The following is a 20,669-nucleotide window of genomic DNA, read 5'->3' as shown; positions in this document are numbered from 1 at the left end:
CAGGCATCTGCGCCGGCTGCTTTATCTGGGCGCCATCGCGCAGGTCAGCGCGCGGCGTCGGCGTGAGGCTGGCGAAGGCTGGCTGTGGAAGATCATGAGCCGCAAGAAGCCAAAACAGGCCGCAATCGCTCTCGCCAACCGCAGGGCGCGCACAGCCTATGCGCTGATGAAGAACCATACGGAGTTCCGGGCGGCAACTGCCGTCTGACAGACGCGGGGGAATTACCCCCCCCAGAAGGCAAGTGCATCGTGAGATGATGGCAAATGACGGACATATCGCCAAGGACACCCTGTTCGGACCGGAGCGCCTTGAAGCGCGTGCCATTGATTGGGACCAAAGCGACCGCGGACATTCATCAGGGCGCGCAGCCAACGTGCTGCAATCCAGACGCCGTATACATGGCCGCAACCGATATTACACCAGCATCAACCGAAAAACCCTTTCCCTGCGGGAGCCATCCATACATGGTTCGAGCCCACTGGCAAACGCAGGTTCGAGCGCATGACAATCAGGCCCTAAGAAGACGTCTGCAAGGTCTGGACTTCAGAGCAGGCAGTGTCATCGTCAACCCGATCCACCAGATGCCGGGACTGAACAGCCAGGTATTCTGAATCACACAAAGCCCCGTGAGGAATACCTACCGGTTCGGGAACGGCTGAGACGCTCCAGGATTTGCCTCGGGACAGATCTCCTGCCGGGGGGCGGGCTTGCGGGACGGGGGCGCAAAGTCCCCTGCCCGCCTGCCATTCGCGGCGGGTCTCAGCCCATGCGTTCGCTGGCATAGCTGCCCGGCGAGGGCGGAAAGACCACAGTCTTGTCGCCGTTCAAAAAGACACGCCCATGGATATGAGCGTGGATCGCGCGGGCCAGAACCTGTGCCTCGACATCGCGGCCAAGGCTTACGTAATCGGCAGGCGATTGGGCATGTGTCACACGCACCGTATCCTGTTCGATGATCGGTCCTTCGTCCAGATCTGCGGTCACATAATGGCTGGTCGCCCCGATCAGCTTCACGCCGCGTTCATAGGCCTGCTTGTAGGGGTTGGCGCCTTTGAAGCTGGGCAGAAACGAATGGTGGATGTTGATGATCCGTCCGGACATCTGCTGGCACATCCGATCCGACAGAACCTGCATGTAGCGCGCCAGGACAATCAGATCGGCGCCGGCCTCCTCGATCACACGCATTTGTGCAGCCTCGGCTTCGGGCTTGTTCTCGGGCGTGACGCGAATGTAATGAAACGGGATGTCGTGGTTCACGACGACCTTCTGGTAATCCATATGGTTCGAGATGACGCCCACGATCTCGATCGGCAGCGCCCCGATCCGCCAGCGATAGAGCAGATCGTTCAGGCAATGCCCGAACCGGCTGACCATGATCACGACCTTTTTCTTGACCGCATCATCGGATAGATCGACCTGCATTCCGAAGCGGTCCGCGATGGGCGCGAAATCGGCGCGCAGGCTGTCCAGCGTGGCCGCGCCCTCGGACCGGAAGCTGACGCGCATGAAGAAGCGGCCGGTCTCGGCATCGTCGAACTGGGCGCTGTCGGTGATGTTGCAATCCGCATCCGCAAGCGCGCCCGAAATGGCGGCGACGATGCCGCGGGTCGAGGCGCAGGTCACGCGCAGGGTATAGCTGTTCATGCGTCGGTCGTTCCTTGACATCGGACGTGAGAAGGGCGCGAGATCACAGTCTCGCGCCCTGTGACATTTCCCCCGATCCTTCGCCAATGACAATCCGTTTGCGACGGCGCGCGGCCGCGCCGCGACATCGGGTCGTGGTCACGCGGCCGGCAGGCGGGCCTCGACCATGCCGGCATACCAGCTTGCGCCAGCCGGGATCGCCTCGTCGTTGAAATCATAAGCCGGGTGGTGGACCATGGCCGTATCCCCATTGCCGACCCAGATATAGGCGCCGGGGCGTTCGTTCAGCATGTAGCTGAAATCCTCGCCCCCCATCATCGGCTCCATGTCGGTCTTGATGTCCCCGGCGATGGCGCGCGCTACCTCGGCGGCCCATTGTGTCGCCTGATCGTCGTTCATGGTCACGGGGTAGCCGCGCTGGTAATCGACGACCGCCGTGGCCCCCATCGCCGCCGCGACATGGGTGGCGACGCGGGTAATGCCCTCTTCCAGCTGGTCGCGCACGCCAGCGTCGAGGCTGCGGGCCGTTCCCTTCAGCGTCACGACCTGCGGGATCACGTTATGCGCGGTCGAATCCGTCGAGACGACACAGACCGAGATCACCGCGTTTTTCAGCGGGTCGATGTTGCGCGACACCACGGATTGCAGCGCAACGATGATCTGGGCCGCCGTCAGCGTCGTGTCGATGCAGTCATGAGGCTTGGCCGCGTGGCCACCCTTGCCGGTCACGGTGATGTCGAACTGGTCGGCGGCGGCCATCATCGGGCCGGGCTTGATGGCGAAACTGCCCACCGGCAGGCCGGGCATGTTGTGCATGCCGTAGAATTCGTCGATCTTCCAGCGATCCACCAGGCCGTCCTGAACCATGGCCAGACCGCCGCCGCCGCCTTCTTCGGCGGGCTGGAAGATCACCACGGCGGTGCCGTCGAAATTGCGCGTCTCGGCCAGGTATTTCGCGGCCCCCAGCAGCATGGCGGTGTGACCGTCATGGCCGCAGGCATGCATCTTGCCGGGCACTTTCGAGGCATGGGGCGCGCCGGTCTGTTCATGGATGGGCAGAGCGTCCATATCAGCGCGCAGGCCGATCACGCGACCGCTATTGTTGGTGCGCCCCTTGATCACGCCCACGACGCCGGTGCGCCCCACGCCTGTCGTCACCTCGTCACAGCCGAATTCACGCAGCAATTCGGCGACCCGTCCCGCCGTGCGATGCACCTCGTAGAGCAGTTCGGGATTCTCGTGAAAATCCCGGCGCCAGGCGGTGATTTCGGGCAGCAATTCGGCAAATCGGTTCTTGACAGGCATTGGTTCGGTCTCCTTCACGGCGGTAGCGTGGCGATTTCCTGCATCATCTGCAAGAGGCCGGATGCCGCCTGCCTTAGGAATGCGTCACCGGATCGACCAGCACCCGATGGCCCGGCGCCACTTCGCGATAGATCGACGGCCTGGCAATGTAATCCACCGGATGGATCGGCGAGGGAATGGGGCGGAAGTTCAGATCCTCGCGGATCTTCTTCTGGCGCGGATCGGCTACCGGAACAGCGGCCATGAGCTGCCGCGTATAGGCGTGCTGGGGGTTCTCGAAAACCTGCTGGCGGGTGCCGATCTCGACGATGCGCCCCAGATACATGACGCCGACATGATGGCTGACGCGTTCCACCACCGCCATGTCATGGCTGATGAACAGCATGGAAATCCCCAGATCCTGCTGCAACTCCATCAGCAGGTTCAACACCTGCGCCTGCACCGACACATCCAGCGCGGACACGGCCTCATCGGCGATGATCAGCCGCGGGTTCAGCGCCAGGGCGCGGGCGATCGCAATGCGCTGGCGCTGGCCGCCCGACATTTCATGGGGATAGCGGCGCATGAAGCTGCGGGGCAGTTCCACCCGGTCGAAGAGGGCGGCGACCCGATCCTGCCGCTCGCTGCGCGAGCCGATGCCGTAATTCTCCAGCGGCTCGGCCACCTGGTCATAGAGCTTCATATGCGGATCGAGGCTGGCGAACGGATCCTGAAAGATCATCTGCATGTCGCGCCGCGCCCGGCGCAGCGCGCGCGCCGGCAGGGCCAGCACATCGGTGCCGTCCAGATCGACGCTGCCCGATTCGGGTTCGACCAGACGCAGGATCGACCGGCCGGTGGTGGATTTCCCGCAACCCGATTCGCCGACCAGGGACAGGGTCTCGCCCGCATTCAGGGTAAAGCTGACATCCTCGACCGCGTGGACGCGCGCCACGGTGCGGCGCAGGATGCCGCCCTTGACGGGAAAGCGCGTCGTCAGGTTCTTCACGCTCAGCAGCGGCTTCGGGTTCTGGACGATGATCGGCTGGGGTGTCGAGACGCTGCCGTCGCGCATCAGGCGCAGCCGTTCGGGCGCAGGCTTGCCGGTCATCTCGCCCAAACGCGGCACGGCGGCCAGCAGCATCCTTGTGTAATCCTCGCGCGGGTTCTCGAAGATCTGCTCGACAGGGCCTTCCTCGACCTTGGCGCCGCGATACATGACCACGACGCGGTCTGCCATCTGCGCGACCACCGCCATGTCATGGGTGATGAACAGGACAGCAATCTGCTTTTCCCGCTTGAGCCGGTCGATCAGGGCCAGGATCTCGGCCTGGATGGTCACGTCCAGCGCCGTGGTTGGCTCGTCGCAGATCAGCAGGCGCGGCTCGCAGGCCATGGCGATGGCGATGACAACGCGCTGGCGCATCCCGCCCGACAATTCGTGCGGATATTGGCTCATGCGGCGTTCGGGTTCGGGAATGCGGACCTGGCGCAGGATCTCCAACGCGCGGGCGCGGGCCTCGGATTTCGTCAGCCCGCGATGGGCGATCAGCCCCTCGGTCAACTGGTCGCCGACGGTAAAGACCGGATTCAGCGCCGTCATCGGTTCCTGGAAGATCATGCCGATCTGGTTGCCGCGGATGTCGCGCATCGTGGCGCTGGACTGGCGCGCCAGGTCGATGGGCTTGCCATCGCCCGTGTCGAACATCAGGCTGCCGCCTGCGATCGTGCCGCCGCCATATTCGACAAGCCGCATCAGCGACAGGGAACTGACGGACTTTCCCGACCCGGATTCGCCCACGACGCAGACGCATTCGCCGGGCCTGATCTGGAAGCTGACATCCTTGACCCCCACCACCACGCCGTCGTTCGTTTCGAACTCGACGCGCAGTTTCTCGATGGAAACAAGTGGTTTTTCATCCAGCATCACAGGCCCCCGGCAAGATCCAAGAGGGCAGGCTAGCCAATGCCCTGCGAAAGTCAAAGCCGAAACCGCATGTGCGAGCCTGTGCGAATGGACTTGCTTTTCGCGCGGTCTTCATCTGATGATGCGCGCATTCCGCTTGGGGCAGCCCGACGCTGGCAGAGGCGGGAAGGACCGGACAGATGGCCCGAAGAAGGCCGGTGTGACGTGACTGCCCCACGCACACGACACCCGACAGGAGAGAGTGATGAGATTGAAGACCGTTCTGATGGGCGCCGCCGCGACGCTGGTCATGGCACCAGCCGCGATGGCCGAACGCGGCCGCGATGGCCAGCTGAACATGATCCTGTGGCAGGCCCCCTCGACGATGAACCCCTATCTGTCAGGTGGTACCAAGGAGATGATCGCCTCCAGCCTGACGCTGGAACCTCTGGCCGGCTTCGACGCACAGGGGAACATGTATCCGCGCCTGGCCGCCGAACTGCCCAGCCTCGAGAATGGCGGTATCGCCGAGGATCTGCGTTCGGTCACCTGGAAGCTGCGCGACGACGTGAAATGGTCGGACGGCACCGACTTCACCGCCGATGACGTGGTCTTTACAGCCGAATATTGCATGCATCCCGAAGGCGGCTGTTCGCAATTGGCCAAGTTCGAGGGCGTCGCTTCGGTCGAGGCGATTGATCCGCATACCGTGCGCATCAACTTCACCGAGCCGCGCCCCGATCCCTTTACCGCCTTCGTCGGCTCGCAGACGCCGATCCTGCAAAAGGCGCAGTTCCAGAACTGCCTTGGGGCCGATGCGCCCACCTGCACCGAACAGAACTTCAACCCGATCGGGACCGGCGGCTTCCGGGTGACGCAGTTCCTGACCAACGACACGATCAGCCTGGAAGCGAACCCCGAATACCGCGACCCGGCCAAGCCCGCCTTCGCGACGGTGCTGGTCAAGGGCGGGGGCGACGCTGCAGGCGCCGCGCGTTCGGTGCTGGAAACGGGCGAGTTCGATTATGCCTGGAACACCCAACTGGCCCCGGACGTGATCGCCGGCATGGTCGCCGCCGGTCGCGGCCAGGTCTCGGCCGCCTTCGGCAGCCTTGTCGAACGGATCCATGTGAACCTGACCGACCCCTCGTCATCGCTGCCGGCCGATGAACGTTCGACCCGCGCGCATCCGCATCCCTTCCTGTCCGACCCGGCCGTGCGCCGCGCGCTGTCCATGGCGATCGACCGCGAATTGCTGGTCGAGATCGGCTATGGCACCGCCGGTCAGCCGACCTGCAACTATGTCCCCGCGCCCGAGGCCTGGGCGTCTGACAACACCGAATGCCTGACCCAGGACATCGAGGGCGCCAACGCCCTGCTGGACGAGGCGGGCTGGGTGCGCGGCCCGAACGGCATCCGCGCCAAGGATGGCGTCGAATTGCGGATGCTCTTTCAGACCTCGGTCAACGCGGTGCGTCAGGACTTTCAGGCGCTGATCAAGCAATGGTGGTCTGAAATCGGCATCGAGACCGAGCTGAAGACGATCGACGCCTCGGTCTTCTTCGGATCGGATGCGGGCTCACCCGACACGCTGCAAAAGTTCTATGCGGACGTGCAGATGTATGCCGACAATTTCGACGGTGTGAACCCGACAGCCTATCTGTCGAAATTCACCTGCAACAAGGCGCCCTCGCCTGCGAACCAGTGGCAGGGCGAGAATATCAGCCGCTTCTGCGACGAAGAATATGACCGGCTTGTCAGCGAGCTGGGCACGATCATCGACCCCGAGGAACGCGCCGCCATGGGCCGCCGCATGAATGACATGCTGACCAAGGACAGCAACGCGATCATCCCGTTGGTTTATCGCGGCACCGCGTCGGCCCATTCCAATTCGCTTGGCGGAGTCGAGCTGAACGCCTGGGACAGCGAGATCTGGAACGCGGTGGACTGGTACCGCATCCCGCAGTGACCGCCGCGCCGCTCTGGTCCGCGCGACCGGGGCGGCGCCTCTCTTTCCCGGCCCCGCCCTTGCGCGGGGCCACGACAGAGAGGCGGCCCATGCCTGTCCCTTGCTGTTGAGGCGCCATGCTGACATTCATCATCCGCCGGCTTCTGCTGGCGATCCCGACACTTCTTTTCATCTCGCTGGTCATCTTCCTGCTGCTTGAGGCATCGCCGGGCGATCCCCTGGGCGACGTGCCGTTGACCGTGCCGCCCGAGGTCCGCGAACGGATGCGCGCCGCGCTTGGTCTGGGCGAACCCTGGCCGATCCGCTATCTTTTGTGGCTCAAGCAATTCTTCTGGGTCGAGCCGCTCTACTGGACCGATCGCTGGTTCGGCACCAGCTTCAGCGAGGGGATGCAGCGCATCGTCAGCTTCCAGTCGCGCAGCCCGGTTTTCGACGTGATCGCGCAGCGCCTGCCGCAGACGCTGACCGTCGTCGGTATGTCCTATGTCGTGGGCGTCCTGATCGCGATTCCCATCGGGATCCTATCGGCCTATCGCCAATACAGCCTGTTCGACCAGATCGGGACTTTCATCTCGATGGTCGGTTTCTCGATGCCGACCTTCTTCACCGGGGTTGTGCTTATCATCGTCTTTGCGGTGAACCTGCAATGGTTTCCTTCGGTCTATGATACCACGCTTGTCGTGCGGGACTGGGACAGCTTTCTGGCGCAGGCCCGACAGATGGTCATGCCCGTGACGGTGCTGGCGCTCTACAATGCCGCGCAGATCAGCCGGTTCATGCGCTCTTCGATGCTGGACAATCTCAGCCAGGACTACATCCGCACGGCACGGGCCAAGGGCCTGTCGGAACGCAAGGTCGTGCTGAAACATGCACTGCGCAACAGCCTCATCCCGGTCGTGACGGTGATCGCGCTTGGTCTGCCTGCGGTCTTCGGCGGCGCGATCATCACCGAACAGGTGTTCCGCGTGAACGGACTTGGGCAATTGCTGATCTCGTCCATCTACGCCAACGACATCCCGATGGTGATGACGCTGACCTTCATCTTCGCCATCCTGATCGTGGTCTTCACCCTGATCGCAGACATCCTGTATGGCGTGCTCGACCCGAGGATCCGCTATGACTGAGCCGCAACGCCCGACCCCTGACGTGACCTCGGCCGCAGGCGCCACGAATCCGGCCGCACTTTCGTCCGCCGTGATGGCGGTAAACAACGAAAACCACCGCAGCCAATGGTCCGACATCTGGCGCCAGTTCCGACGCCATCGCGGCGCAATGGTCGCGCTGACAGTCTTTGGGGGGATCATCCTCTTTGTCTCGATCGGCCCCCTGATCTGGCGAATCGACCCGACCTATGTGGATATCCGCGCCCGAAACCAGGGGTTTTCCCTGGCGCATCCTCTGGGCACCGACCAATTGGGCCGGGATCTGCTGGCACGGCTGATGGCCGGGGGTCGAGTCTCGATTGCGGTCGGGTTGACGGCAATGATCATCGCCATCTTTCTCGGCAGCCTGATCGGCGTGCTGTCAGGCTATTTCCGCAGGCTCGACGCACCGCTCATGCGGATGACCGAGCTCTTTCTTGCACTGCCCCTGCTGCCGCTGCTTCTGCTGATGGTGACGCTGTTCCGCGAGCCCCTGTCGCAGAATTTCGGCTCGGCATTCGGGATGTTTCTGCTGATCGTGACCGCAATCGGCGCGACCAGCTGGATGCAGGCGGCCCGCATCGTCCGCGGCGAGGTGCTGGGCCTGAAGGAACGCGAATTCATCCTTGCCGCACGTTCGATCGGCACCCCGGCCCACAGGTTGATCCTGCGACACGTCCTGCCCAACGTCATGTCGCCGATCATGGTCGCGGCAACGCTTGGCATCGCAACCGCCATCATCACCGAATCCGCCCTCAGCTTTCTCGGCCTGGGGTTCCCGCCCGATTTCCCGACCTGGGGCCGGCTGCTTTTCGACGCGGTTGACCAGATGGTGCTCTACCCTTGGCGGGTGATCTTCCCCGGACTGCTGATTTCGCTGACGGTGCTCTGTGTGAACTATATCGGCGACGGGCTTCGCGACGCGATGGACCCGCGCATCCGGGGGCGGTAAAGGGGGCTCTGCCCCCGTCGCGTGACAGCGACTCCCCGGGATATTTGGACCCAGGCAAAGGCCATTTGCCTGGGTAGAAATATCCCGGGGGGTGTGAATTGGCCAGAGGCCAAGAGGGGGGCGGGAAACCCCCTTTCGGCATCAATAGGCTGCGCTGCCGCTGCCTGCGGGCAGGGCGCCATAGGGCATCCAGATGGTCTTGCAGCGCGTCGCATGGCGCAGGAAATCCTCTCCCTGCGCTTGTGGTCCCGTCCAGTCGCGGTTCTGGATGGAGAAGACCGGCTTGAGGTTGCCCGTGGCCGCCCTGTCGATGGCCGCGCGTTCCTGCGGCGGGCCAGCGTGCCAGAAGGCGGCGACCTCGTCATGGGCGGCAAGGACAGGGGCCAGTTCGGACCGCGCGCCCGTCACGATATTCACGACGCCGGCTGGAAGATCCGAGGTGTCAAAGACCTGGTAAAGGTCGGCGACGGGAAGCGGGTCGGTCTGCGAGGGGATCGCCACGACCGCGTTGCCCATCGCAATGGCGGGCAGGACCAGCGAAAGAAAGCCCGTCAGCGGCTGCGCGTTCGGACAGGTCATACCGATCACGCCATAAGGCTCGGGCAGCACATTCACCAGATGTCCGGCCTTGGCCTGAACATTTGTGCCGTCGAACTTGTCGGCCCAGGCGGCATAGTGAAAAATGCGCGCAATGGCGGCCTCGACCTCGGACGGGCTGGTGCGGCCTGCGAATTCGTCGGCGCGGGCCGCGAGGTTTTCGGCCAGGAAATAGAGAACCTGCGCGCGTCCATGGCCGCCCATCGCCGCCCATTTTCCGGCTTTCGTTGCGGCCTCGACCGCGTTGCGGATATCCTTGCGCCCGCCAAGCGGCGCAAGTCCGCCCGGCACCGCATACATCGCGCCGCCATCGGGACGCTTTTGCGCGCCGCCGATATAGAGCTTGGCCGTCCGGTCGATCCCCTGCCCTGCCGTCGTGGCCCGTTCAGGTGTGGCGACGGGCACTGTGGTCGCCGCGTCGCGTGCCGGCCGAACCGGGGGCTCGGCGAGATATTCGAGCATCCCCGCCGCGCCGCCCTCGCGGCCATATCCGCTTTCGCGGTAGCCGCCGAAGGGGGCCGCCGCGTCGAAGATGTTGGCGCTGTTGATCCAGACCACCCCGGCCTTGATCCGCGCGGCAAGATCGGTCGCCACGGTCGCGCTTTCCGACCAGATCGAGGCCGCGAGGCCGTAGCGGGTGTTGTTGGCCAGTTCGACCGCCTCATCGGCCGTGCGGAAGGTCGAGAACGTGGCGATGGGGCCGAAGATTTCCTGCTCTGCCCCCGGATTGGCGGGGGCGATGTTCTTCAGATAGCCGGGCGCGATGAAGCAACCGTCCTGTGACTGGCCGCCGACCAGTTCCGCCCCGGCCTCGGTCGCGGCGCGGCAGATCGACAGGATGCGGTCCTTCTGCACCGGATCGACGATGGCGCCGATATCGGTGGACTTGTCCAGGGGCGCGCCGACACGCAGGCGAGCCATGCGGGCGCGCAGCAAGGTCTCGAACCGTTCGGCCACCGCTTCGGCCACCAGGATGCGCGAGCCGGCGCAACAGACCTGGCCCTGATTGAACCAGATGCTGTCCACCACGCCTTCGATGGCCGCGTCGAGATCGGCGTCCTCCATCACGACAAAGGGTGATTTTCCGCCCAGTTCAAGCGTCAGCCTGCGTCCTGTCCCGGCCAGGGCCTGTGCTATGCCGCGCCCGACCTCGGTCGAGCCGGTGAAGGCGATCTTGTCCACATCGGCCTTGACCAGCGCAGCCCCCGTCGCACCGTCGCCGGTGACGATGTTCACGACGCCTTTGGGCAGACCGACCTCCTGACAGATCTCGGCGAAGGCCAAGGCGGTCAGGGGGGTGTATTCTGCGGGTTTCAGCACGACCGTATTCCCGGCCGCCAGCGCGGGCGCGATCTTCCAGGCCAGCATCAGCAGCGGGAAGTTCCACGGGATGATCTGGCCGCAGACGCCCAGAGGCGCGAGGCCCGGAAAGCGCGTATCGCGCAGTTCGGCCCAACCCGCATGGTGATAGAAATGCCGCGCAACCAGCGGCACGTCGATGTCGCGCGCCTCGCGGATCGGCTTGCCGTTGTCCAGCGTTTCCAGCACCGACAAGAAGCGTTCGCGTTTCTGCACATGCCGCGCCAATGCGTAAAGATGGCGCGCGCGCTCGGTGCCGGACAGCGCCGCCCACCCCTTTTGCGCGCGGCGCGCGGCCCTGACGGCGGCCTTCACATCGGCCTCGGTCCCTTGGCTCACATGCGCCAGAACCTCGCCCGTGGAGGGATCGCGGGTCTCGAAGGTCTGGCCCGGCTTCGTGAAGCTGCCGTTGATGAAATGGCCGAAGCGGCCACGACGGGACAGCCAGTCGCGCACGGCGGTGCTGTCCTCGACCGAGGGGCCGTATTCCATCGTCTGCATGATCTCGCTCACTCTGGTCATCTGGCGGCTCGACTTGTTTTCAGGCTAGCGCCTGGCGGTGGGAAGCCGCGTAGCGGCCGGTCACATGGTGGCTGATCTGGCGCTCGATGTCGCCCAAAAGGCTGGAGGCGCCGATGCGGAAGAGGTTCGGGGTCAGCCAGTCACGGCCCAGCTCCTCGGCCATCAGCACCTGCCAGTTGATCGCGTCCCTGGCGGTGCGCAGACCACCCGCAGGCTTGAAGCCCACCTTGATGCCGGTCCGGGCATGGAAATCGCGGATCGTGCGGACCATGACCAGGCTAACCGGCAGGGTGGCGTTCACGCCCTCCTTACCCGTGGATGTCTTGATCCAGTCCGATCCCGCCTGCATCGCGACATGGCTGGCGCGGGCGACATTCTCCAGCGACTTCAGATCGCCGGTGGCCAGGATCGCCTTCATCCGCGCCGCACCGCAGGCCTCGCGCATGGCGCGCAATTCGTCGTAAAGCGCGGTCCAGTTCCCCCGCAGCACATGGGCACGGGTGATGACGATATCAATTTCATCCGCGCCCTGATCCACGGCATAGCGGATCTCGGCCAGGCGCAGGTCCAGGGGCATCAGCCCGGCCGGAAACCCCGTCGCCACGCTGGCCACCGGGATGCCGCTGTTGCCCAGGGCGCGCTTGGCGGGCGCCACCATCGTCGGATAGACGCAGACCGCCCCGGTGGTCAGGCCGCTGACACCCATGGCCTGCAGCAGGTCGGCGCCGATGGGCTGGCGTGCCTTGGCGCAGAGCCGCGCCACCCGGTCGGGCGTATCGTCGCCCGCCAGGGTGGTCAGGTCGATGCAGCGCACGGCGTTCAGAAGCCAGGCCGCCTGGTGGTCCTTTTTCAGGCTGCGCCGGGCGGGCAGGGTCGCGGCGCGACGCTCGACCGCAGGAGTGTTGATGCGGACGTTCTGGAACCAGTCCAGCCGCAGGTCGGTGCCGGGGTTGTTCATCATGTCCTCTTGCGCAAGCGCGACAGACCGCGCTGCCGAAACTGCGCCCACATCCGCCAGATCAGCACCAGCAGCGCCAGCAGGACACCGCAAATCAGCATGGCAGGCCAGTTCACGGGCCGGTCCTCGGGGCCGGATACCGTGTTGATCGAGATCGCGTTGGGATAGGTCGAAAGCCACGGCATCCGCCAGCCGTAAGAGGTGATGCTGACCCAGATCGGCTCCTGCGCGGAGGATTGCAGATTGGTGGCCTCGGCCTGGAGGTTCGCGCTGTCGTATTTGAAATACGGTGGCCAGACCCAGCCGGTATCCTCGTTGCGATAGACCCGCACGCGGCCATTGGGCCGGATCGTGTCGATGAAGCGCACATCGCGCTGGCCCTGCGCATTCTCGACCGTGCCGGCGCTGTCGGCCGCCCAGAAGATCGCGGCCGAAGGCGGGATCGCCGTCAGCCGGTTGTAGGTGTTGCTGATCCTGACGGTTTCACGCGACGGCAACGTATAGTCCAGAAAGGCAAAGACCAGCACGCCGAACAGCACACCGACCACGACACGGGCGTAATACATGAACGGCACCTCCTAGCGCCAGTTGACCGCGATGACGATGGCCAGCACCGCCAGCGTCGGCAGAACAAAGACCAGCGCGGTCAGCCGCGCCTTCAGGCTGCGCTCGAACCCCACCATCGAACGGGCGATAAAGGCACGCCGTGCAGGCGTGTCGCCCGCCTGGTCGGGATGGCGCGCATCCCATCGGTTCTCGAGCCGCTCGATCCTGAGCGAGCGGACATAGATCCGCAACAGCACGTAGAATACAAGCTGCACCACGAACATGACCAGAAACAGCCGGATCAGTGCCGCCAAGATACGCGCCCCCCTGCGTGCCATCGAGCCTAGCCTAGCACGCGGCCTTGGGGGGGGACCAGATGTCGCGTCACGTCAGGCCCGTCGGGGGAACGAATTGCCGTGATGCGCCAAGGCGGCGCTTTCGTGCGCGGCCGAAGCCGGGTATCACGCGACCAATCGGAGGATTGCGATGTTCTGGATAATCAGTCTTGCCATGACGGCGATCGTGGCTTGGGTCGTTCTGGCGCCGGTCTGGCGCGGGCGAACCGACAGCCAGCCGGCGGCGGCCTATGACCTGCGCGTCTATCGTGACCAACTGCGCGAGGTGGACCGCGACCTGGAACGCGGCGTGATCCAGCCCGACGACGCGCAGCGCCTGCGCGCCGAGATCGGGCGCAAGGTGCTGGATGCCGACCGCCGTCTGGCCGAGGCTCGCCCCTCGGGCGCGCAGGGCGGCGGGGTGGTTGCGACGGTCTTGTTGGTGGTGCTGCTCGCGGGCGGTTTCCTGCTCTACCTGCGCGAGGGCGTGCCGGGCGCACCCGACATGCCCATCGCCGAACGCCTTGCCGCTGCCGAGGCTGCCTATCGCAACCGCCCCAGCCAGGCCGAGGCCGAAGCCGCCGCCGCGCCACGCCCTCCGATGGATCTGAGCGAGGCCGATCCGGCATGGCTGGAGCTGGTGGATCAGCTTCGCGCCGCCGTGGCGCAGAACCCCGACGATCCGCGTGGCCTGTCGCTGCTGGTCACGAACGAAATGCGGCTTGGCAATATCGCCGCCGCGCGCGAGGCCGCTGAAAGGCTGATCGCGGTGCAGGGTGATCGGCCCGATCCGACCGACCTGATGCGCCTTGCCGCGCTGATGATCGAGGCCGCGGGCGGCCTGATCACCCCCGAGGCCGAACAGCTTCTGGTCCGCGCCCTGCGGATCGACCCGACCCAGCCTCAGGCCCGCTATCTTCTGGGCGTCATGCAGATCCAGAACGGGCGCCCCGACCGCGCCTTTCCGCTGTGGCGCCGCCTGCTTGAGGAAGGCCCCGAAAGCGCGTCCTGGATCCCGCCGATCCGGGCCACGATCGAGGATCTGGCCTGGCTCGCAGGAATCGTCGATTACGTCCCGCCCGCCCCGGTCGCGTCCTCTTTGCCTGGCCCCGATGCCGCTGGCATCGAGGATGCGATGTCCCTGCCCGAAGCAGACCGCCAGACGATGATCGAGGATATGGTCGCCGGGCTGCAATCGCGCCTTGCCACCGAGGGCGGCACGCCCGAGGAATGGGCGCGGCTGATCCAGTCGCTTTCGGTTCTTGGCCGCGCGGCCGATGCTCGCGCGATCTGGGATGAGGCGCAAGTGCGTTTCGCGGGCTCGGAAACCGCCCTGGCCCCGATTGCCGAGGCCGCGCGTCAGGCGGGGCTGGTGCAATGATCCACGAGGAGATCACCGAATTCGCCGCCGCGCTGCCGCGCCATGGCGGGCTGGCCGGGCTGGATCTGGGCACCAGGACCATCGGCGTGGCGGTCAGCGACGGGCTGCGTCAGGTCGCATCGCCGCTGATGGTGATCCGCCGCACGAAGTTCACGCAGGACGCAGCCCAGCTTCTGAAGCTGGTCCAGGAACGCGCGCTGGCAGGTCTGATCCTCGGTCTGCCGCGCAACATGGATGGCAGCGAAGGCCCCCGCGCCCAATCGACCCGCGCCTTCGCCCGCAACCTGTCGGCGCTGACGCCCTTGCCCATCGGCTACTGGGACGAGCGACTTTCGACCGTGGCCGCCGAACGCGCGCTGCTCGAGGATGACACATCGCGCAAGCGCCGGGCCGAGGTGATCGACCAGGTCGCCGCAGGCTATATCCTGCAGGGCGCACTGGACCGGCTGTCCTACCTTGCGCGCTGAGACCGGGCCGCAGGCCGCCGCGCGCAGCGCGGCGCAAAGCCCAGCGGCCGCGTCCGGGCCGGGCTTTGCACGGCCCGTCCTGCTCCCCCGTGGCGCTGTCCGACACAAGGCGGCTGTCCGATGACGGCGCAGGCGGCCCCCACCAGCCCCTGCATCCGCCTCTGCCGGATCGACGAGACCAGCGGGCTCTGCATCGGCTGTCTGCGTAGCCTTGACGAAATCGCGCGGTGGGCCGCCATGACCATCGACCAGCAACAGGCCGTGCTGGACGCGCTACCCGCCCGCAAGGCGGCGCGCTAGCCCATCATGCCGCGGCGCGGGTCATAGCCGTGATCCTTGCGCCAGGTCTCGAAAAAGGCGCGCAATTGCGGATCGACGGTGGCGGGCATGGCGATGCGCAGCTCGACATGCTGATCGCCCCCGTTGATCCCGCGCCCGCGCAGACGAAGCCGCCTGCCGCTGGTCGCGCCGGCGGGGATGGTCAGGCTGACCGGCCCGTCAATGGTCGGCGCCTCGACCCGGCCACCCAGCACAGCTTCGTCCAGCGTGATGGGCAAGACGACGTGGATATCGTCGCCCTCGCGACGGAACACCGGGTGCGGCTTCACGGTGATGTCCAGATAGGCGTCGCCCGGCGCGCCCTTGCCCAGGCCCGGCCCTCCCTTGCCGCGCAGCCGGATCTGCTGGCCGTCACGCACGCCCTTGGGGATGGTCACGCTGATCTTGGCGCCGTCCGGCATCATCAGATCCATCCGTCCACCGCGCGCGGCGGTCAGGAAATCGACTTCGAGCGCGTGGCGCAGATCCTCGCCGCGCCGGTCCATGCCGCCACCCCGACCGCCGAAGCCGAAGCCGCCGAAACCGCGCGCGCCGCCACGATGCCCGAACAGGTCGGCAAAGACATCGCCCAGATCGGGATCGCTTGCCCCCGGTCCGCCGCCGAAGGGCCCGCCACCAAAGGGACCGCCGCCGAAGGGCCCGCCCGCATGGGCGCGCGAATAGCGGGCGCGCACCTGTTCCTGGCCCTGTTCGTCGATCTCGCCCGCGTCATAGCGGCGACGCTGCTCGGGATCCTTCAGCAGGTCGTAAGCCGCCGATGCGGCCTTGAACCGTGCCACCGCCTCGGGATCGGCATTCAGGTCCGGGTGATGGGTCTTGGCGATACGTCGATAGGCCTTCTTGATGTCTTCCGCGCTGGCCGTCCTGGGGACGCCAAGCACCTGATAGGGATCGCCTGTCATCTGGTTACCCTCTGAACTTGCTTGAACTTGACCTCAAGATAGAGGCCACGCGTCCGTCATCAATAGCGCCTCTCAATAGGGCATCGCATGGCTCTTGTGCAGCCGTTCGATGGCGCGGTGCAGATCGTCCGGCAGAGACCGGCCCAGCCCCGCGATCAGATGGCGCAATTGCGGCAGCGTCGTAGCCCCGATGATCGGCACGTTGGGGAAGGGCCGCGTGAGCTGCCAGGCAATCGCCATATGCACCGGATCCCAGCCATGCTCGGCCGCAAGCGCCGCATAGGCCGAGGCCGCTTCAAGCCCGCGCGCCGTCTTGCGCCCCCCCAGATTGCCCTGCCCGCCCGTGGCCTTGTCCACCGCCGCACGGCTGCCCTCGGGCACCGCACCGCCCGCGTATTTGCCGGTGAGCAGCCCTGCAGCCAGCGGCGAATAGGCCAGGAGGGTGACGTTCTCGTTCACCGCCGCCTCGGCCAGGTCGGTATCGAACATCCGGTAGAGCAGCGAATATTCGTTCTGGATCGTGGCAATACGCGGCGCCCCGATGCGGTCGGCCACGTCGCACCAGCGCGCAAGCCCCCAGGCGCTCTCGTTGGACAGGCCCACGGCGCGCAGCTTGCCCGCGCGCACGCCTTGGGCCAAAGCCTCCAGCACGTCGGCCATGTGGTCCAGCGTCCTGGCCTTGTCCTGCCCCGAGGGGTCGAAGTTCCAGTTCTGCCGGAACGCATAGGATCCGCGCACTGGCCAGTGCAGCTGATAGAGGTCGATCCGGTCTGTCTGCATCCGCCGCAGCGAGGCGTCGATGCAGGCCCGCACCGTCGCCCCGTCAAAGGGCGCCCCGTCGCGCACCATCTGGCTGGGTCCGGTGATCTTGGTGGCGATCTCGACCCGGTCACGATGGCCCGTCCGGGCCAGCCAGCGGCCGATGATCTCTTCCGAAAGGCCCACGGTCTCGCGGCGGACGGGATTCACCGGATACATCTCGGCGCAATCCATGAAGGTCATGCCGACATCCAGGGCGGCATCCAGCTGGGCATGGGCCTCGGCCTCGTCGGTCTGGTTGCCGAAGGTCATCGTGCCAAGGCAGATCGTGCTGACCTCGACGCCGCTGCCGCCCAATGTGGTTCTGTCCATGTCATCCCTCATCCGATATCGTGCCGCGCAGCCGCAGCGGATACGACCGGCCAGGCCCTTCAGCCTGGCCCGGTCGTCGCTGCGAGTGACAATTGGACGTTTCGCGCGCCAGCGCAAGGCGCCCTGGCGAGACAGGTCCGTCCTAGCCCGCGACCTGCGCCGCCGGCCCGGCGCGGCCGGTATCCCGGCCGCCGACGCGGATGCCGAACATCAGCCCGTAAAGCACCGGAACGACAATCATCGTCAGCACCGTGGCAAAAGCCAGCCCCCCCATGATCGTCACCGCCATCGAGGCAAAGAAGGCATCCGCCAGAAGCGGCAGCATCCCGAAGATCGTCGTGACCGCCGCCAGCAGAACCGGCCGCAACCGGCTGATCGCGCCATCGACCAGCGCCGCAAGCGGCGGATCGCCCGCATGGCGGCGCGCGTCGATTTCCTCGACCAGCACGATGGCATTCTTCATCAGCATCCCCGACAAGGACAGCAGACCCAGAAGCGCCGTGAAGGTAAAGGGCAGCCCCGTCGCCAGCAGTCCAAGCGACATGCCCGTCACCGCCATCGGCACGACCAGCCAGATGATTGCAGGCTGCCGCAGCCGGTTGAACATCAGGACCGAAATCACAAGCATCACCAGAAATCCAAGCGGCAACTGCGCGGCAAGCGAGGCCTGCGCCTCGGTCGAACTCTCGTATTCGCCGCCCCATTCGATCCTGTAGCCGGGCGGCAGAGGCATCGCCTCGATCATCGGGCGCAGCTTCCGAAAGGCCTGATCGGCGGTCAGACCGGCAATCGCCTCGCCCTGCACGGTCAGGGTGCGGACCCGGTCGCGGCGATGGATCAGGGCCTCTTCGGTGCGAATCTCGATCCGGTCAACGACCTGGCGCATCGGAACGTAACCTCCTGCGCCGTCCGACCAGACCGACAGGTCGATCAGGCCTTCGGGGCCGCTGCGTTCGGCCTCGGGACGTCGCAGCAGGATCGGCAATTGCGTGTCGCCCTCGCGCAGGGATCCGGCTCTCAGACCCGAGCTGCCATAGAGGATCGTGTCTGCGATGGCGCTGCGCGTGATGCCCGCCAGCCGCATCCGCGCCTCGTCCACAATCGGCACGATGGCCAGTTCCGGCTGACGCCAATCATGGCGCAGGTCGCGCAGCACGCCGCTGTCGCGCATGATCTCTTGCGCCTGCGCCGCCAGCGCGCGCAGCACCGCCGGATCATCGCCCGAAATCCGCAGCGCGACATCCGCGCCGGTCGGCGGGCCAAAGACCAGCTCCTCGATCCGCAAATGGCCTGCGGGGAATTCGGCGGGCAGCGTGCGGGACAATTCGGCGACCAGGGCGGGAATATCCTCGGCCCGCTGCACCCGCACCAGCGCCAACCCATAGGACGGGTCTGGCTGCTCGGGTTGATAGGTCAGCATGAAGCGCGCAGCCCCGCCCCCGGCGAAGGTCGTCACATCCGTCACGCCCGGCGCCTCGGCCAGCCGCGCGGCGATGCGTTCCAGATCGGTTTGGGTCGAGGCAATGTCGGCACCCCGCGGCAAACTGTAATGGACATAGAACAGCGGCGTGGTCGAGGCAGGGAAGAACTGCTGCTTGACCCCTCCGAAGACCATGACCGAGGCCAGGGTGGTCGCCACCACCACCGCCACCACCAGCCAGCGCGCCCGCAGGCTGCCGCGCAAAAGCCAGCCATAGACGCGGTAGAGCCGCCCGGCATAGGCGCCGCCCCCTGCCGATTTCGACGGCCGCAGCAGCCAGGCCCCCAGCCAGGGCGTGACCGTGACGCCCAGAATCCAGCTGAGCAGCAGCGAAATGCCGATCACCGCAAACAGCGAGAACATGAACTCGCCCGTCGCATCCGGCGAAAGCCCGATCCCCGAAAAAGCCATGATCCCGATGATGGTCGCGCCCAGAAGCGGAATGCCGGTCGCGGCCTCGGTGTCGGCGGCGGCCTGCTCGGCGGTCTTGCCCTGGTCGATGCCGATTACCATGCCCTCGGCAATGACGATGGCGTTGTCCACAAGCATCCCCATCGCGATGATCAGCGCGCCAAGCGAGATGCGCTCCATCTCGATGCCGAAGATCGCCATGAACATCACGGTCGCCATCACCGTCAGCAAGAGCGTGCTGCCCACCACCACCCCGGCCCGCCAGCCCATCGCCACCATCAAGGCCGCCACCACGATCCCCACCGATTGCCCAAGGCTGATGATGAAGCCCGACACGGCCTGATCGACCACCTTGTGCTGTTCATAGATCGGCGACAAGGTGACGCCCGGGGGCAGTTCGGCCATCAGTTCGCGCAGCCGCGCCTCGACCGCGTGGCCGACCTCGACCACGTTGCGCGAGGTGATGGCCGAAACGCCAAGTGTAAAGACCTGCGCTCCGCCATGGGTCACGATCAGGTCCGGCGTTTCCGAAATCTCGCGCCGGACGGTGGCGATGTCGGCCAGGCTCAGCTGACCGGTCGCGCCTGCCTGACCGACGCGCAGCGCCTCGATCCCCTCGGGGGTGGCATAGCCGGGCGGCAGGCCCAGACGCAGCCGCAACAGGTCGCTGGCGACGGTGCCCTGCGCCAGGACGGCGTTGTCGGTCGCGATCGCGCCGACCAGCTGCGCGGGCGGCAGGCCCAGGCTTTCCAGCCGGGTCGCGCTGATCTCGACCACCACATCTTCCTGGATCAGGCCGCCGATATCGACCTTGGCGACGCCATCCACCGTGACCAGCCCCCGGCGCAGCTGACGCGCAATCTCGCGCATCTGGCGGGGCGAATATCCCTCGGCCGAGACGGCGTAATAGAGGCCATACACATCCCCGAAATCGTCGTTGATGATGGGATCGAGCGCGCCCTGCGGCAGGCTGTCCCGCGCATCGCCGATCCGGCGTCGCAATTCGTCCCAGATCTGCGGCATCTCCCTGGGGCCGTAAGTGTCCTCGATCTCGACGGTCAGTTGCGACAGGCCGGGCATCGACTTCGATTCGATGCGCCGCAATTGCGGCATTTGCTGGATGGCGCTTTCCAGAGGTTCGCTGACCTCGGATTCGACCTCGTCGGCGGTGGCGCCGGGATAGGGCGTGAAGACCAGCGCGGTCTTCAGCGTGAAGCCCGGATCCTCGAGGCGGCCGACCGACCCCATGCCCCAGAGACCCCCGAGCACGCAGATGAGAATGACGATCCAGACGGCGACCGGGCGCCGGATCGAGGCGGCGGCAATGGAGCCACGCATGTCGG

At 65.8% G+C, this 20,669-nt stretch carries 16 protein-coding genes and 1 pseudogene; 7 read left to right on the top strand and 10 right to left on the bottom strand.

The features are described 5' to 3' along the window. Positions 1-208 (top strand): annotated as a pseudogene (locus KY389_RS04805) (IS110 family transposase); the annotation flags it as partial. Positions 209-760: 552 nt separating this feature from the next. Here KY389_RS04805 and purU read toward each other — a convergent pair. From purU to KY389_RS04790, 3 genes are all read right to left on the bottom strand, one after another. Beyond that, a complete protein-coding gene (gene purU, locus KY389_RS04800) occupies positions 761-1,645 on the bottom strand; it encodes a formyltetrahydrofolate deformylase (protein WP_219829678.1) in 885 nt (294 codons plus the stop codon). Positions 1,646-1,783: 138 nt separating this feature from the next. Further along, complete coding sequence (locus KY389_RS04795) at positions 1,784-2,950, bottom strand: M20 aminoacylase family protein (RefSeq protein ID WP_219829677.1); 1,167 nt, start codon at positions 2,948-2,950, stop codon at positions 1,784-1,786. Positions 2,951-3,023: 73 nt separating this feature from the next. Further along, the gene (locus KY389_RS04790) at positions 3,024-4,856 is read right to left on the bottom strand and encodes an ABC transporter ATP-binding protein (RefSeq protein ID WP_219829675.1); all 1,833 of its coding nucleotides are present in this window, start codon (positions 4,854-4,856) and stop codon (positions 3,024-3,026) included. Positions 4,857-5,100: 244 nt separating this feature from the next. On the opposite strand from KY389_RS04790, the gene KY389_RS04785 reads away from it, so the two are divergent. From KY389_RS04785 to KY389_RS04775, 3 genes are all read left to right on the top strand, one after another. Beyond that, positions 5,101-6,804: a peptide ABC transporter substrate-binding protein gene (locus tag KY389_RS04785; protein WP_219829674.1), complete on the top strand. Its 1,704-nt coding sequence runs from the start codon at positions 5,101-5,103 to the stop codon at positions 6,802-6,804. Between the two features lie 116 nt (positions 6,805-6,920). Next, entirely contained in the window at positions 6,921-7,928 is a 1,008-nt protein-coding gene (locus KY389_RS04780) for an ABC transporter permease (RefSeq protein WP_219829672.1), read from the top strand. Continuing rightward, positions 7,921-8,898 carry an ABC transporter permease gene (locus KY389_RS04775; RefSeq protein ID WP_219829670.1) on the top strand — a complete coding sequence of 326 codons (978 nt, stop codon included), beginning with the start codon at positions 7,921-7,923 and terminating at the stop codon, positions 8,896-8,898. The genes KY389_RS04780 and KY389_RS04775 overlap by 8 nt, the downstream gene beginning before the upstream one ends. A gap of 141 nt (positions 8,899-9,039) precedes the next feature. Here KY389_RS04775 and KY389_RS04770 read toward each other — a convergent pair whose 3' ends face one another. Genes KY389_RS04770 through KY389_RS04755 form a run of 4 tightly spaced genes read right to left on the bottom strand, consistent with a single transcriptional unit; the run spans position 9,040 to position 13,194 of the window. Beyond that, on the bottom strand, positions 9,040-11,376 hold the full coding sequence (locus tag KY389_RS04770) for an aldehyde dehydrogenase family protein (RefSeq protein WP_219829669.1): 2,337 nt from the start codon (positions 11,374-11,376) through the stop codon (positions 9,040-9,042). Positions 11,377-11,395: 19 nt separating this feature from the next. Then, entirely contained in the window at positions 11,396-12,337 is a 942-nt protein-coding gene (deoC, locus tag KY389_RS04765; protein WP_219829668.1) for a deoxyribose-phosphate aldolase, read from the bottom strand. Then, a complete protein-coding gene (locus KY389_RS04760; RefSeq protein WP_219829667.1) occupies positions 12,334-12,900 on the bottom strand; it encodes a DUF1523 family protein in 567 nt (188 codons plus the stop codon). The genes deoC and KY389_RS04760 overlap by 4 nt, the downstream gene beginning before the upstream one ends. Before the next feature lie 12 nt (positions 12,901-12,912). Beyond that, positions 12,913-13,194, bottom strand: coding sequence for a hypothetical protein (locus tag KY389_RS04755; protein WP_219829665.1), 282 nt, complete (start codon positions 13,192-13,194; stop codon positions 12,913-12,915). Between the two features lie 172 nt (positions 13,195-13,366). Here KY389_RS04755 and ccmI point away from each other — a divergent pair, with 172 nt between their 5' ends. The 3 genes from ccmI (at position 13,367) to KY389_RS04740 (ending at position 15,363) form a co-directional block, all read left to right on the top strand. Then, positions 13,367-14,596, top strand: a complete 1,230-nt coding sequence (ccmI, locus tag KY389_RS04750; RefSeq protein ID WP_219829663.1) for a c-type cytochrome biogenesis protein CcmI — start codon at positions 13,367-13,369, stop codon at positions 14,594-14,596. Next, positions 14,593-15,063, top strand: a complete 471-nt coding sequence (gene ruvX, locus KY389_RS04745; RefSeq protein ID WP_219829661.1) for a Holliday junction resolvase RuvX — start codon at positions 14,593-14,595, stop codon at positions 15,061-15,063. Before ccmI ends, ruvX begins: the two co-directional genes overlap by 4 nt. Before the next feature lie 120 nt (positions 15,064-15,183). After that, complete coding sequence (locus KY389_RS04740) at positions 15,184-15,363, top strand: DUF1289 domain-containing protein (RefSeq protein WP_219829659.1); 180 nt, start codon at positions 15,184-15,186, stop codon at positions 15,361-15,363. Here KY389_RS04740 and KY389_RS04735 read toward each other — a convergent pair. The 3 genes from KY389_RS04735 to KY389_RS04725 all read right to left on the bottom strand — a co-directional run bounded on the left by KY389_RS04735 (position 15,360) and on the right by KY389_RS04725 (position 20,664). Continuing rightward, positions 15,360-16,304: a DnaJ C-terminal domain-containing protein gene (locus KY389_RS04735; RefSeq protein WP_219829657.1), complete on the bottom strand. Its 945-nt coding sequence runs from the start codon at positions 16,302-16,304 to the stop codon at positions 15,360-15,362. The two genes, KY389_RS04740 and KY389_RS04735, sit on opposite strands and share 4 nt — an antisense overlap. Positions 16,305-16,376: 72 nt before the next feature. Beyond that, the gene (locus KY389_RS04730) at positions 16,377-17,435 is read right to left on the bottom strand and encodes an aldo/keto reductase (RefSeq protein ID WP_219829655.1); all 1,059 of its coding nucleotides are present in this window, start codon (positions 17,433-17,435) and stop codon (positions 16,377-16,379) included. A 142-nt stretch (positions 17,436-17,577) separates the two neighbouring features. After that, positions 17,578-20,664: an efflux RND transporter permease subunit gene (locus tag KY389_RS04725; protein WP_219829653.1), complete on the bottom strand. Its 3,087-nt coding sequence runs from the start codon at positions 20,662-20,664 to the stop codon at positions 17,578-17,580. Positions 20,665-20,669: the final 5 nt, after the last annotated feature.

Origin of the sequence: Paracoccus bogoriensis, from assembly GCF_019431455.1 — a bacterium.
GTDB lineage: Bacteria > Pseudomonadota > Alphaproteobacteria > Rhodobacterales > Rhodobacteraceae > Paracoccus > Paracoccus bogoriensis.
The sequence above is the reverse complement of the archived record's forward strand: the minus strand, read 5'-3'. Positions and strand labels throughout refer to the sequence as shown.

Coding starts and splice junctions, on each gene's coding strand:
- purU (WP_219829678.1), bottom strand. CDS start 1,645: ATGAACAGCTATACCCTGCGCGTGACCTGCGCCTCGACCCGCGGCATC.
- KY389_RS04795 (WP_219829677.1), bottom strand. CDS start 2,950: ATGCCTGTCAAGAACCGATTTGCCGAATTGCTGCCCGAAATCACCGCC.
- KY389_RS04790 (WP_219829675.1), bottom strand. CDS start 4,856: ATGCTGGATGAAAAACCACTTGTTTCCATCGAGAAACTGCGCGTCGAG.
- KY389_RS04785 (WP_219829674.1), top strand. CDS start 5,101: ATGAGATTGAAGACCGTTCTGATGGGCGCCGCCGCGACGCTGGTCATG.
- KY389_RS04780 (WP_219829672.1), top strand. CDS start 6,921: ATGCTGACATTCATCATCCGCCGGCTTCTGCTGGCGATCCCGACACTT.
- KY389_RS04775 (WP_219829670.1), top strand. CDS start 7,921: ATGACTGAGCCGCAACGCCCGACCCCTGACGTGACCTCGGCCGCAGGC.
- KY389_RS04770 (WP_219829669.1), bottom strand. CDS start 11,376: ATGACCAGAGTGAGCGAGATCATGCAGACGATGGAATACGGCCCCTCG.
- deoC (WP_219829668.1), bottom strand. CDS start 12,337: ATGATGAACAACCCCGGCACCGACCTGCGGCTGGACTGGTTCCAGAAC.
- KY389_RS04760 (WP_219829667.1), bottom strand. CDS start 12,900: ATGTATTACGCCCGTGTCGTGGTCGGTGTGCTGTTCGGCGTGCTGGTC.
- ccmI (WP_219829663.1), top strand. CDS start 13,367: ATGTTCTGGATAATCAGTCTTGCCATGACGGCGATCGTGGCTTGGGTC.
- ruvX (WP_219829661.1), top strand. CDS start 14,593: ATGATCCACGAGGAGATCACCGAATTCGCCGCCGCGCTGCCGCGCCAT.
- KY389_RS04740 (WP_219829659.1), top strand. CDS start 15,184: ATGACGGCGCAGGCGGCCCCCACCAGCCCCTGCATCCGCCTCTGCCGG.
- KY389_RS04735 (WP_219829657.1), bottom strand. CDS start 16,304: ATGACAGGCGATCCCTATCAGGTGCTTGGCGTCCCCAGGACGGCCAGC.
- KY389_RS04730 (WP_219829655.1), bottom strand. CDS start 17,435: ATGGACAGAACCACATTGGGCGGCAGCGGCGTCGAGGTCAGCACGATC.
- KY389_RS04725 (WP_219829653.1), bottom strand. CDS start 20,664: ATGCGTGGCTCCATTGCCGCCGCCTCGATCCGGCGCCCGGTCGCCGTC.